At 68.4% G+C, this 11,834-nt stretch carries 13 protein-coding genes; 4 read left to right on the forward strand and 9 right to left on the reverse strand.

The genetic code is table 11. The annotated features are described in order from the left end of the window. The first annotated feature begins 191 nt into the window (after positions 1-191). Positions 192-497 (forward strand): hypothetical protein, encoded by a 306-nt coding sequence (locus tag JNK84_RS08555; protein ID WP_293422860.1) that lies wholly within the window; start codon positions 192-194, stop codon positions 495-497. Positions 498-503: 6 nt separating this feature from the next. Here JNK84_RS08555 and JNK84_RS08560 read toward each other — a convergent pair whose 3' ends face one another. Further along, positions 504-1,361 carry an AraC family transcriptional regulator gene (locus JNK84_RS08560; RefSeq protein WP_293422863.1) on the reverse strand — a complete coding sequence of 286 codons (858 nt, stop codon included), beginning with the start codon at positions 1,359-1,361 and terminating at the stop codon, positions 504-506. Between JNK84_RS08560 and JNK84_RS08565 the strand changes: the two genes are divergently transcribed. Together JNK84_RS08565 and JNK84_RS08570 are read left to right on the forward strand one after the other, a co-directional pair. Then, on the forward strand, positions 1,360-1,827 hold the full coding sequence (locus JNK84_RS08565; protein WP_293422866.1) for a DUF2000 family protein: 468 nt from the start codon (positions 1,360-1,362) through the stop codon (positions 1,825-1,827). The two genes, JNK84_RS08560 and JNK84_RS08565, sit on opposite strands and share 2 nt — an antisense overlap. Positions 1,828-1,948: 121 nt before the next feature. Next, the gene (locus tag JNK84_RS08570; protein WP_293422869.1) at positions 1,949-2,224 is read left to right on the forward strand and encodes a GNAT family N-acetyltransferase; all 276 of its coding nucleotides are present in this window, start codon (positions 1,949-1,951) and stop codon (positions 2,222-2,224) included. A gap of 15 nt (positions 2,225-2,239) precedes the next feature. Here the strand turns inward: JNK84_RS08570 and JNK84_RS08575 are convergent, their stop codons facing one another. After that, positions 2,240-3,646, reverse strand: a complete 1,407-nt coding sequence (locus JNK84_RS08575) for an FAD-binding oxidoreductase (protein ID WP_293422872.1) — start codon at positions 3,644-3,646, stop codon at positions 2,240-2,242. 153 nt (positions 3,647-3,799) lie between these two features. On the opposite strand from JNK84_RS08575, the gene JNK84_RS08580 reads away from it, so the two are divergent. Next, positions 3,800-4,303: a thioesterase family protein gene (locus JNK84_RS08580; protein ID WP_293422875.1), complete on the forward strand. Its 504-nt coding sequence runs from the start codon at positions 3,800-3,802 to the stop codon at positions 4,301-4,303. A gap of 4 nt (positions 4,304-4,307) precedes the next feature. On the opposite strand, the gene JNK84_RS08585 is transcribed toward JNK84_RS08580, so the two are convergent. The 7 genes from JNK84_RS08585 to lpxC form a co-directional block, all read right to left on the reverse strand. Then, a complete protein-coding gene (locus JNK84_RS08585; protein WP_293422878.1) occupies positions 4,308-4,469 on the reverse strand; it encodes a hypothetical protein in 162 nt (53 codons plus the stop codon). 84 nt (positions 4,470-4,553) lie between these two features. Next, positions 4,554-4,808 (reverse strand): hypothetical protein, encoded by a 255-nt coding sequence (locus JNK84_RS08590; RefSeq protein WP_293422881.1) that lies wholly within the window; start codon positions 4,806-4,808, stop codon positions 4,554-4,556. Positions 4,809-4,973: 165 nt separating this feature from the next. Then, positions 4,974-7,109 (reverse strand): NAD-dependent DNA ligase LigA, encoded by a 2,136-nt coding sequence (gene ligA / locus JNK84_RS08595; RefSeq protein ID WP_293422884.1) that lies wholly within the window; start codon positions 7,107-7,109, stop codon positions 4,974-4,976. A gap of 213 nt (positions 7,110-7,322) precedes the next feature. Next, positions 7,323-8,027, reverse strand: coding sequence for a hypothetical protein (locus JNK84_RS08600; RefSeq protein ID WP_293422887.1), 705 nt, complete (start codon positions 8,025-8,027; stop codon positions 7,323-7,325). Between the two features lie 41 nt (positions 8,028-8,068). Continuing rightward, complete coding sequence (gene recN / locus JNK84_RS08605; RefSeq protein WP_293422890.1) at positions 8,069-9,724, reverse strand: DNA repair protein RecN; 1,656 nt, start codon at positions 9,722-9,724, stop codon at positions 8,069-8,071. Between the two features lie 100 nt (positions 9,725-9,824). Then, positions 9,825-10,727, reverse strand: a complete 903-nt coding sequence (locus tag JNK84_RS08610) for an outer membrane protein assembly factor BamD (RefSeq protein WP_441343214.1) — start codon at positions 10,725-10,727, stop codon at positions 9,825-9,827. Positions 10,728-10,855: 128 nt separating this feature from the next. Continuing rightward, positions 10,856-11,803, reverse strand: a complete 948-nt coding sequence (gene lpxC / locus JNK84_RS08615) for a UDP-3-O-acyl-N-acetylglucosamine deacetylase (RefSeq protein WP_293422893.1) — start codon at positions 11,801-11,803, stop codon at positions 10,856-10,858. Positions 11,804-11,834: the final 31 nt, after the last annotated feature.

Raw genomic sequence — 11,834 nt, forward strand, 5'->3', positions numbered from 1 at the left:
CAGCCGCCCCCGGGGATCGGGCGCGCACCCGAGAATGGTATTGTTTCACTCCTGTGTCGCGCGGGCGGCGGTGCTGCTGCCGATGGCCGCGGCCACGACATTCGCCGGAAACGCCGCGCCACGATGGTCCCGCCGACGGGTGGTCGCTGGCGGAAGCGGCCGCTCCCTATCGTCGTGCTGGAGTGCGCCGCATGAAATCGTCCCTGACCCTTGCGCTCGGCGCCGGCCTTGCCGTCGCCCTCGCAGGGATCGCGATGGCTCAGGAACCGATCGGCATTCCCGAATGCGACCGCTTCATCACCAGCTATGAGACCTGTGTGACCACCAAGGTCCCGGCGACCTATCGCGGCACCTTCGCCCAGCAGGTCGGCCAGTTGCGCACGACGTGGCGCGCTCTGGCGCAGGACCCGCAGACCCGCGACCAGCTCGAACAGATCTGCCGCACGCAGGGCGAGCAGATGCGCCGCGGCCTCGAACCTTTCGGCTGCCAGTTCTGACGCCCCTCAGGCCGCGCGCCTGACCGCCCGCCATTGCCCCGGCGAGACGCCGTAGGCCTGCTTGAACTGGCGGGTCATGTGGCTCTGATCGGCAAAGCCGCAGGCGGCCGCCGCGTCCGCCAGCGCGTCGCCCGCCAGCAGGGCCGCGCGAACCCGATCGAGCCGGCGCATGGTCAGGTAGCGATAGGGGCTGGTGCCGAGCTGGGCGCGGAAATGCCGCGCCAGTTGCCAGCGGTTCATGCCGGTGGCGCGCTCCAGCTCCTCGGCTTCCACCACCCGGCCGCAATGGGCGTCGAGAAGGTCGCGGGCGATGTCGACGGCGCGCGCGGCGACCACGCCAGCGGAACCGCGCGGCACGCCCGCCAGCGCGGCCATGGCCTCCGCCAGCGCCTGCACCGCCTGGTCGGTCTCCAGCGGCTCCATCGCCCGATCGGCGGCGGCGAGCGCGCCTGCCGCGGCCACCACCATGCGCGGATCGCCCGTTACCGGCGTCGGGACGAAGGGCAGGCTGCGGACCACGCCGCCCAGCGCCTCGCGGATCAGGCGCGGCTCGACATAGATCATCCGGTAGGTGAAGCCGGTTTCGATGCCGGAACGGCCATCGTGGACCTCGTCGGGATGGAGCACGATCGCCTGCCCCGCGAGGCTGTCGCGGGACGCGCCGCGATAGGAGAAGCACTGGACGCCCGACAGCGTCAGCCCGACGGCATAGGTGTCGTGGCGGTGCGGATCGAAGGCATGTCCGGTGAAGAAGGCCTCGATCCGTTCGAGACCGGGCCCGGCCGGCAGCACGCGCACCGCGTCGCGCGGCCCGCACGATCGTTCAAGACCCTCTCCCGCCAGACCTGCCAGCCTGTCGCCCATGACGATAGCTGATCCCTCGATAGCCGATCCCTCGATAGCCGCCGCAGAAGCGCCCATCCGCTTCGATACCAAGTTCGTGGTCGTCGTGCGAGACGACCTCGCCGTCTGGCAGAAGCTCAACGTCGCCTCGTTCCTCGCGGGCGGCGTGACCGGCGCGGAGCCACAACTCCTCGGCGAGCCCTACCGCGACGCTTCCGACAAGGTCTATGGCAGGCTCGTCCGCCAGCCGATCCTCGTCATGACCGGCAGCGGCGCCGAGATCGCGACCGCGGTGCGCCGTGCCAAGGAGCGGGGTCTGCTACCCTCCATCTACACTCACGCGCTGTTCGCGACCGGCCACGACGCGGCCAACCGCGCTGCGGTAGCGGCAGTGACGACCGAGGCGCTCGATTTCGTCGGCATGGCCGTGCACGGCGACCGCAGGGATATCGACAAGGTCACGAAGGGGCTGAGCCTGCACCCCTGAGCGCGGCACGGTTGCATTGTCGTGAGAGGCGAGAGCCGGACGGGACCCCATATGGGAACGGACCAGGCCGGCGCTGCGCTCGCCTTTCATGTTCGCCGCAGCCCGCCATCAGGAGCAGCCCATGCCCGCCGCCTTCCGCGACAACGCCGCCGAAAGCCGTTTCGAACTGACGGAAAACGGCCATCTCGCCTTTGCCGACTATCGCCGGCAGGACGGCCTGCTGGTCATCGACCATGTCGAGGCGGCGATGCCGCTGCGCGGCACCGGTGCGGCGGGCCGCCTCATGGAAGAGGTGGTGAGGCTCGCGCGCGCCGAGAACCGCAGGATCGTGCCGCGCTGCGGCTACGCGGCCGGATGGCTGCGGCGCCATAGCGAGCATGCCGGGCTGGTCGCCTGACCGGGCGAGACGCCCCTACCCCACCATCTTGCCGGGATTCATGATACCGGCGGGATCGACGGCCCGCTTCAGCGACGCCATCAGCGCCAGCGCCGCGTCGCCGTGCTCGGCGGCGAGATATTTCATCTTGCCCTGCCCGACGCCGTGCTCGCCGGTGCAGGTGCCCTCCATGGCCAGAGCCCGCTCGACGATGCGGCCCATGAAGGCCTTGCAGCGTTCGACGCTCTCGGGGTCGTTCTCGTCCATCAGCGGCAGGACGTGGAAATTGCCGTCGCCGACATGGCCCACGATGGGGGCGATCAGCCCGTTCTCCTCGATGTCCTTCTTGGTCGCATCGATGCATTCGGCGAGGCGCGACAGCGGCACGCACACGTCGGAGGACTGACCCTTCCAGCCGGGCCGGATCGCCAGCGCGGCCCAATAGGCGTCGTGGCGCGCCTGCCAGAGCCGGCTGCGGTCCTCCGCCCGGGCCGCCCACTGGAAATCGTCGGCGCCATAATCGTCGGCGATGGCGCGGAACCGCTCGACCTGCTCGGCGACGCCGGCCTCGGTGCCGTGGAACTCGAGCAGCAACAGCGGCTTCTCGGGCAGCGACAGCTTGGAATAGGCGTTGACCGCCCGCACCTGCACCTCGTCCAGAAGCTCGATGCGCGCGACGGGAATGCCGGTCTGGATCGCGACGATGGTGGCGTCGGCCGCATCTTTCACGGTGGGGAACGAGCAGGTCGCCGCCGAGATCGCCTCGGGTATGCCGTGCAGCTTCAGCGTGATCTTCGTGACGATGCCGAGCGTGCCTTCGGAGCCCACGAAGAGGCGCGTCAGGTCATAGCCGGCCGAAGTCTTCTTGGCGCGCCGGGCGGTCTCGATCACCTCGCCGGAGGGCAACACCACTTCCAGCGCGATGACATTGTCCTTCATCGTGCCGTAGCGCACGGCATTGGTGCCGGACGCGCGGGTTGCGGCCATGCCGCCGATGGAGGCATCCGCGCCAGGGTCGATGGGGAAGAACAGCCCCATGTCGCGCAGATGCTCGTTGAGCTGCTTGCGGGTGACGCCGGGCTCGACCACGACGTCGAGGTCCTCGGCGTGAACCGCGATGATGGCCTTCATGGCGGAGGTGTCGACGGATATGCCGCCATAGGGCGCGTTGACATGACCTTCCAGCGAGGAGCCCGTGCCGAAGGGAATGACCGGCATGCCGTGGCGCGAGGCGATCCGCATGACCGCGACGCAGTCCTCGGTGGATTCGACGAAAACCACCACGTCCGGCGGCTGGTTCGGGATCCAGGTCAGCGTATGGGCGTGCTGCTCGCGGACGGCCTGCGATGTCACGGCACGGTTGCCGAAGGCCGCGTGCAGCTCGGCGATCGCGGCCGACAGCGCGGCGGGCTCCGGACGGGTGCGGGCGGGAGTTGCGGGCATGGGATCATCTCCGATCGCCGGCCGGCTCGCCCGGCCTGTCATTGTCAGGCGGGACTTTAGGAGGGAGGAAGCCGCTGGGGAATGGCCCGGCGCGCGATGCAGCCGGCCGCGGGGCCGATGGACGCGGCGGCAAGGCTTCGCTAATCGACTGCCATGAGCGCTTTCGACCTATGCCCCGATACCGGCCTGCCGATCACGCCGCCCATGGCGGTCCGTCCGGAGATGATCGACTATAACGGCCACGTGAACGTCGCCTTCTACGTCAAGCTGTTCGACGAGGGGCTCGATACCCTGTTCGAGCGGATCGGACTGTCCGGGCACTACGTGAAGACGCGCAACATGAGCTTCTTCGCGCTGGAGGCTCACATACGCTACCTGCGCGAGGTGCATCTCGGCGACCCCGTGCAGGTGCGGATTCAGGTGCTCGATCTCGACGAGAAGCGCATCCACTACTGGATGGAGCTGATCCACGCCGAGGGGCGCTGGCTTTCGGCGACGATGGAATCGATCTCGCTGCACATCGACATGGGCACGCGCCGCGGCGCGCCCTTCCCGCCCGACATCATGGCGCCGCTCAGGGAATGGCACGTCACGACGGCGCGGCGCGGGCGTCCCGAGGGCGTCGGCCAGACGATCGGCATCCGCCGCAAGGGCTGAGAGATCAGCGGCCGAAGGGCAGTGTGAAGGAACCGCCGAGCGTGGTCATGATGCCCGCGCGGCGGACCTCGTCGACCGAGATGGCGTTCAGCATGGCGCGGGCGGCGCGCTCGGCGCGGATGCGGCGGTATTCGTTCCAGGCCTTGGCGAGAGCGGACAGAAACATCGGATACTCCTTGGTGGCGCTGCCACCGACGAAAGAGCCCCGCGCGATCGCGGGGCCCCGGACAGTCCTGACGGACGGACAATCCTAGAGGCTGGTCATCATCGACCGGGTACGGCGGATCATCTGGTCCCGCGTCATGCCGAGCCTGGACAGCTCGCCATCGGTCAGGTGAGCCAGATAGCCGTTGACGTAGGTATTGGCGCGCAACTCCTGCGCATCCACGATCGTGTTCCAGAGCGTGCGCCAGAAGCCGGGCGTGGCCGTTGCCGAGGCCCCGGATGCGATCTTGCCGGCGGTGGCCGAAACGGTGTCGATCTTGTCGAGTGCAATGGTAGCCATGGTGGTCTCCTCTGAAAGAGCGGGCGACCTCGAGGCTTCCTCCCTTTCGACCTCGCCAATATTGTTGCATTGCAGCGAAATGAGTAGATTGTGCGCTGCACAATCAGCCTTGCAGCCAATGCATGGCTTTCGGAAACGATCTGTTAACGGCCTGAAACGGCAAGTTTATTTCACAAGCTCGAACCATTCGTCCTCGGTCATCACGATGACACCGAGGTCGCGCGCCTTGTCGAGCTTGGAGCCGGCTCCGGGACCCGCCACGACATAGTCGGTCTTCTTGGAAACGGAGCCCGCGACCTTCGCCCCGAGCCGCTCGGCCATGGCCTTGGCCTCGTCGCGCGTCATCTTCTCCAGCGATCCCGTGAAGACCACGGTCTTGCCGGCGACCGGCGTGTCGGCCTTCGGCTTCTCCACCTCCTGGACATGGAGCTCGGCCACAAGGCGCTCGACCATGGCGCGGTTGCGCGGCTCGCGGAAGAAGTTGGCGAGAGCGTCGATGACGGCATCGCCGATCTGGTCGAGCGAATCGAGCTCGTGGCGGGCCTCTTCGTCGCCATCGGCGAGCTTGACGGCGGCATCGTGGAAGGCGGTCCAGGTTCCGTAGGCGCGCGCGAGCACGCGCGCGGTGGTTTCGCCGACATGGCGGATACCGAGCGCGGCGATGACACGGTCGAGCGCCACCGTGCGGCTGTTCTCGATGGCCTCGAACAGGTTCTTCGCCGAGAGCGCGCCGAAGCCCTCCTTGTCCTTGAGCTTCTTGAGGTTTTCCGCATCACGCTTCGCCAGCGTGAAAATGTCCGCCGGCTCGCGGATGCGCAGATCCTCGTCCTCGAAGAAGAAGGGCAGCCGCTCGGCGCCAAGACCTTCGATGTCGAGCACGCGGCGCGAGACGACGTGGCGAAGCCGCTCCACGGCCTGCGCAGGACAAGCGAAACCGCCGGTGCAGCGCCTGACAGCCTCCCCCTCCTCGCGGACCGCCGGGCTGCCGCAGGCCGGGCAGGAGGTCGGGAACGAGTAGGGCCTCGCATCCGCCGGCCGCTTCTCCGGAACCACATCCAGCACCTGTGGGATAACGTCGCCGGCACGCTGGACAACGACCGTGTCGCCGATGCGGATGTCGTGCTCGCGGAAGCGCGCGCCATCCGTGCCGATGCCCTTGATGTAATCCTCGTTGTGCAGCGTGGCGTTCGAGACGACCACGCCGCCGACGGTGACGGGGCGCAGCTTGGCGACCGGCGTCAGAGCGCCGGTGCGACCGACCTGGATGTCGATATTGTCGAGGATTGTCGTCGCCTTCTCGGCCGCGAACTTGTGCGCGATGGCCCAGCGCGGCGAACGCGAGACAAAGCCAAGGCGCGCCTGCAGTGCAAGGTCGTCGACCTTGTAGACCACGCCGTCGATGTCATAGCCGAGTGTGGCGCGCCTCTCGCCGATCATCCGGTAGTGCGCGAGCAATTCCTCGGCGCTGTGACAGACGACGGTGAGCGGATTGACCGGAAACCCCAGTTCCTTGAACCAGGCGACCATGCCCGACTGGGTGTCGCGCGGGCGCGCGGGCGCGATCTCGCCCCAGGTATAGGCGAAGAAGCGCAGCGGCCGCTGGCGGGTGATCTCCGGGTCGAGCTGGCGCAGGGAGCCCGCGGCGGCATTGCGGGGATTGGCGAAAAGCGGCAGGCCTTTCTCCTCCTGCCGGGCGTTGATGCGGCGGAAATCCTCGTGGGAGAGATAGACCTCGCCGCGCACTTCCAGCACGTCCGGCGCGCCCTTCAGAGCCTGCGGCACCTCGCCGATGGTGCGGATATTGGCGGTCACGTCCTCGCCGACGGTGCCGTCGCCGCGCGTGGCGGCGACCGCGAGGCGGCCGTTCTCGTAGCGCAGCGAACAGGACAGTCCGTCGATCTTCGGTTCGGCGGTCATCGCCACCGGCGCATCGGCGTCGAGACCGAGAAAACGGCGGACGCGGCCGACGAACTCCGCCACTTCCTCGTCCGAAAAGGCATTGGAGAGCGACAGCATCGGCACGGCACGGGTCACCTTGCCGAATTTCGACGAGGGCGCCGCCCCGACCCGTTCGGTCAGGCTATCGGCCGATTTCAGCGCGGGAAAGGCCGCCTCGAGCGCCTCGTAGCGGCGGCGCAGGGCATCATAATCGGCATCCGTCAGGGTCGGCGCATCGTCCTGATAGTAGAGCCGGTCCGCCTCGGCGATGACCTCGCCAATGCGCTCGTGCTCGGCGCGGGCCTCGCCGGGCGACAGCGTCTCGACAGGAGCATCGGAAGCGGCGGGTTTTGAACTGGGCATGATGCGCTGAGACTCGGCAGATTCCCTGACTGAGGCCTCGAGCCTCCTCCTCGTCATGCCCGGCCCTGTGCCGGGCATCCACGACTTTGTCAGCCACTGGGCCGGCAATGACGATAAAGCCGTGGATGGCCGGGACAAGCCTGGCCACGACGTTCCCGGGACGGCTGCTGCCAGACACTGGCATTCACCGCCTGGTCGACGCGCCGAACGCCATCACTCCACGATGCCAAGCTGGATGCCTTGCGACGCGCCCTCGCGGATCACCGCCTCGCCCGACGGCCACCAGTAGGAGACGATGCCGGTGACGCCATGACGGCGGAGCGCCGCGGGTGTCGCGGTCCACTCCTCCGCGAGGCTGCGAACCCCGGAGCGCGGATCACGCCGGTAGGGCGGGTCGTAGGTGATCGAGCCATCGACGCCGATCTCCCGGAAGAAGGCGCGGGTCAGCGACAGGAGGTCACGCTCCTCGCCGTCGCCGAACAGGCCGCCGAAGGCTCCGGGCGCGATGCCGCCATGGAAAATCACCAGCGCGTTCGGGGCTACCGCCTTGGTGCGGGCGGCGGGAAACAGGAAATTGGCGCAGGAGGAGATGCAGCGGCGCTGGACCACCAGCAGCAGGCCGCGGGCGCGGACGACGCGCGCGAGACGCACGGCCGACGTCACCTCGCCGCCGTCGGAGGTCACGACCATGGCCGTCAGACTACGCTCGGTGAGCAGCCGCGCGGTCGCCTCCGCGCTGTCTCGGTCGATATCGCCGGAGAAACACAGCGTCGTACCCGCGACCCGGATCGGAGCACCCGGCGTGGATTCGCAGGCCCGGACCGGGTCCGCGACGGATGCCGGCTGCGCGCAAACCGGGCCGTTCAGAAACAGGAAGCCGAGAAGGCCGGCGCGGAAAGCTGCGTGACGCAATGCCATGAGGCGAAACCACCTGCCGAAAGCGGCGTTCCGATGGCCGGTCAGCCGACCTTGAGGAGTTTCTCCGCGGCGGCGCGCGCCTCGTCGGTGATCGTCTCGCCGGCGAGCATGCGCGCGAGCTCCTCGCGACGCAGGTCGAAGCCGAGCGGCTTGACGCGCGTCGCGGCGCGCTGGCCGGTCGTCTCCTTCGCGATCAGGTAGTGGCGCGTCGCCTTGGCGGCGACCTGCGGCGCGTGGGTAACGGAGAGCACCTGCACCTTGCCGCCGAGCCGGGCGAGGCGCTGGCCGATGGCATCCGCCACCGCGCCGCCGACACCGGTATCGATCTCGTCGAAGACGAGGGTCGGCGCGGAACCCTGATCGGCCAGCACGACCTTCAGGGCCAGCATGAAGCGGGAGAGTTCGCCGCCCGAGGCGACCTTCATCATCGGCCCCGGGCGCGTGCCGGGATTGGTCTGGACCCAGAATTCGGCACGGTCGATGCCTTCCGGTCCTTCGGCCTCGGAGGCGATTTCGGTCGTGAAGCGGGCGCGGTCGAGCTTCAGGGGCCCGAGTTCGCCATTGACAGCCGTATCGAGCTTTCTCGCAGCCGTCTTGCGCTTCGCGGAGAGCGCCGCCGCGATCCTGGCATAGGCGGCTTCAGCCTCCGCAGCCGCCTTGCCGAGCGCGACCAGCCGGTCCTCGCCGGCGTCGAGAGCCGTGACATCGGCGAGATAACGCTCGGCGAGCGCCGATAGCCCCTCGACCGGCACGGCATATTTGCGCGAGGCGGCGCGCAGGGCGAACAGCCGCTCCTCGATGCGCTCCAGCTCGCGCGGATCGAACTCGGCGGCGCGCTGGGCGGCCTCGACGGCGGCGCGAGCATCCTCGATCCGGTCCAGCGCCTCGCCGAAGGCCTTGACGATCGGCTCGACGAGGGCCGGCGCCTGTGCCGCGCGGCGCTCCAGCCGCCGCCAGGCGGCGCCGAGCGAGGGAACCGCGGAGGTCGGGCCGGACAGGACGTCCATGGCCTCGGACAGGTCGGAAGCGATCTTCTCGGAGGCCATCATCGCCTGCCGGCGTTCGGCGAGCTGCGTCTCCTCGCCCGGCTCGGGTTTCAGCTTCGACAGCTCCTCCACGGCGTGGCGAAGGAAGTCGCCGTCGGCGCGCGCCTTGGCGAGGCGAGCCTGGGCTTCATCGACGCCCCTGCGCGCCTCGCGCCAGCCCTTCCAGGCGGCGCGAACGGCATCGGTCTCCTTCGCCAGGCCGCCGAAGGCATCGAGCAGCGCGCGGTGCGCCTCCGGCTCGACCAGCGCCCGGTCGGCATGCTGGCCGTGGATCTCGACCAGCGCCGCGCCAATGGCGCGCAGCACCTGCACGCTCGCCGCCTGATCGTTGACGAAGGCGCGGGTGCGCCCATCAGCCAGCTGCACGCGGCGCAGGATCAGGTCGCCCTCGGTGTCGAGGTCGGCCTCGGCGGCGATCTTCCGGGCGGGATGGGCGAGCGGCACGTCGAAGACCGCCGTCACCTGCCCTTGCTCCTGTCCGTGGCGGACAAGCGTCGCATCGCCGCGCGCGCCCAGCGCCAGCGAGGTTGCGTCAAGCAGGATGGACTTGCCGGCGCCGGTTTCGCCGGTCAGCACCGACAGGCCCTCGGCGAAGGTCAGATCGAGCCGGTCGATCAGGACGATGTCGCGGATCGAAAGCTGGACGAGCATGGGGCTGTTCGCAGATTCCCGGCGAGCGGCAAGGCGCGCCGGATTCGGCGCAAGACGACGTCCTCTGGCTTATCGCGAACGGGACGGGAACGGAAGGCCGTCAGCCGGTGATGCGCCGCATCGCGCGGCTGATCCAGGAGCCCGTGTCCTCGCGCGGCGTCAACCCCTGGCCCTGGATCAGCGCGTAGCTGTCCTTGTACCACTGGCTGTCCGGGAAATTGTGCCCGAGCACCGCCGCGGCGGTCTGCGCCTCGTTGACGATGCCGAGCGCCATGTAGCACTCGACGAGGCGGGCCAGCGCCTCTTCGACGTGGCGGGTCGTCTGGAACTGCGAGATGACCGTGCGGTAGCGGTTGATCGCCCCGGCATACTGGCGGCGGTCGAGATAGTAGCGCGCCACGCTCATCTCGCGGCCGGCGAGCTGGTCGCGGGCGACCTCGATCTTGCGGCGGGCGGCGGTCGCATATTCCGACTGCGGCCACTTGCGCGTGACCTCTTCGAGAATCACCAGGGCGCGCTCGGTGCGGGCCTGGTCGCGCTGCACGTCCGGGATCTGGTCGTATTGCGCGGCGCCCATCAGATATTGCGCATAGGCGGCATCGTTCGAGCCCGGGTGGAGCTGAATGTAGCGGCGCGCCTGATTGATGGTCTCTTCGTAGTCCTGGGACTCATAATAGGAGTAGGCGGCCATGATGAGCGCGCGCTTGGCCCATTCCGTATAGGGATGGGTGCGGTCGATCTCCATGAACTTCAGCGCCGCACGCCGCCAGTCACGGCGGTTCTGCAGCGCGATGCCCTCGTTGTAGAGCTTCTCGGCCGGCTCGTCCGGCAGGCTGGACGGATCAGGCCCGGCAAAGAGATTGCCGAAGGACGGCATGCCGGAGCACGCGCCGAGCGGCAGGGAAATGGCCATGACGGCTGCAAGGACGATAGCGCGGGCACCGATGCCACGCGCAGGCTTCACCGAGCCGCCGATCTCCCCGACACGCTTCTGCAAGGTCACGAACCTTCCCCGAACCACGTTATGATGCGGACCCGAAGGCCCGGCACGGCTCATAACCGAATTTGCAAGGCAGGGCTATTGCCCGGCGGCCACGTTCTGAACAGGAGTTGAGGCCAGATTGCGGCGGCTCAGTTGGCATCCGGCCCGTAGGCCGGTACCGCGACGCCGAGATCGGCATGGCCGCGCTCGCGGCGCACCACCGGCTCGACGAAGGCAAAGGCTGTCGGATCGGCGAACAGCGTCTCGATCAGCTTGACGTTCATGCGATGACCGCCGCGGAACGACCGGAACCGGCCGATAATCGGCGCGCCGGCCAGCGACAGGTCGCCGACGGCATCGAGCAGCTTGTGGCGCACGAATTCGTCGCGGAACCGCAGGCCCTCGGGGTTGAGGATGCGGTCGTCGCCGACGACGACCGTATTTTCCAGCGAGGCGCCGAGCGCCCGGTTGGCGGCCCAGAGCTTGGTCACGTCCTGCATGAAGCCGAAGGTGCGGGCGCGGGAGACATCGCGGCGGAAAGCGCCGGCGTCGAGATCGAGACCGTAGACCTGGCGGCCGACGAGAGCATTGTCGAAATCGATCTCGACTTCGAGCTTGAGGCCACGGTTCTGGCTGCCGGCCTCATGCGGGTGGAGTTCGACGCAGCCGCGCTCGGTCTCGAGCACGATGGACTTGAGGACCTTGATCGCCTTGCGGTTAGCGGCGAGCTGACGAAGGCCGACCTGGTCGATGGCGGCCACGAAGGGCGCGGCCGAACCGTCGAGGATCGGCATTTCCGGTCCGTCCACCTCGACGAGGCAGTTATCGACGCCGAGGCCGGACAGGGCGGCCATCAGGTGTTCGATGGTGGCGACACCGCCGCGATCGGGCTGCCCGAGGACCGTCGACAGATCGGCGGAGGACACGTTGCGGAAGATCGCGGGAATTTCGACATGGTCCTGGTCGGACCGCAGGAAGCAGATGCCGGTGCCCGCTTCGGCGGGATGCAGCGTGACGGAAACCGAAGCGCCGGAATGGACGCCGATGCCATCAAGCTGGATGGACTCGCGAAGCGTTGTCTGCCTGGCAGTCTTCATTTCCAACCGTCTCTGCCATCAGCCGGACGCG

This window comes from Phreatobacter sp. (genome assembly GCF_016793595.1).
Taxonomy (GTDB): Bacteria; Pseudomonadota; Alphaproteobacteria; order Rhizobiales; family Phreatobacteraceae; genus Phreatobacter.

Excerpts from the sequence above, each read along its gene's own strand:
- ligA (WP_293422884.1), bottom strand. The coding sequence starts at position 7,109 with ATGCCCAGTTCAAAACCCGCCGCTTCCGATGCTCCTGTCGAGACGCTG.
- JNK84_RS08570 (WP_293422869.1), top strand. The coding sequence starts at position 1,949 with ATGCCCGCCGCCTTCCGCGACAACGCCGCCGAAAGCCGTTTCGAACTG.
- JNK84_RS08560 (WP_293422863.1), bottom strand. The coding sequence starts at position 1,361 with ATGGGCGACAGGCTGGCAGGTCTGGCGGGAGAGGGTCTTGAACGATCG.
- JNK84_RS08600 (WP_293422887.1), bottom strand. The coding sequence starts at position 8,027 with ATGGCATTGCGTCACGCAGCTTTCCGCGCCGGCCTTCTCGGCTTCCTG.
- JNK84_RS08565 (WP_293422866.1), top strand. The coding sequence starts at position 1,360 with ATGACGATAGCTGATCCCTCGATAGCCGATCCCTCGATAGCCGCCGCA.
- JNK84_RS08580 (WP_293422875.1), top strand. The coding sequence starts at position 3,800 with ATGAGCGCTTTCGACCTATGCCCCGATACCGGCCTGCCGATCACGCCG.
- JNK84_RS08585 (WP_293422878.1), bottom strand. The coding sequence starts at position 4,469 with ATGTTTCTGTCCGCTCTCGCCAAGGCCTGGAACGAATACCGCCGCATC.
- recN (WP_293422890.1), bottom strand. The coding sequence starts at position 9,724 with ATGCTCGTCCAGCTTTCGATCCGCGACATCGTCCTGATCGACCGGCTC.
- JNK84_RS08575 (WP_293422872.1), bottom strand. The coding sequence starts at position 3,646 with ATGCCCGCAACTCCCGCCCGCACCCGTCCGGAGCCCGCCGCGCTGTCG.
- JNK84_RS08555 (WP_293422860.1), top strand. The coding sequence starts at position 192 with ATGAAATCGTCCCTGACCCTTGCGCTCGGCGCCGGCCTTGCCGTCGCC.
- lpxC (WP_293422893.1), bottom strand. The coding sequence starts at position 11,803 with ATGAAGACTGCCAGGCAGACAACGCTTCGCGAGTCCATCCAGCTTGAT.
- JNK84_RS08590 (WP_293422881.1), bottom strand. The coding sequence starts at position 4,808 with ATGGCTACCATTGCACTCGACAAGATCGACACCGTTTCGGCCACCGCC.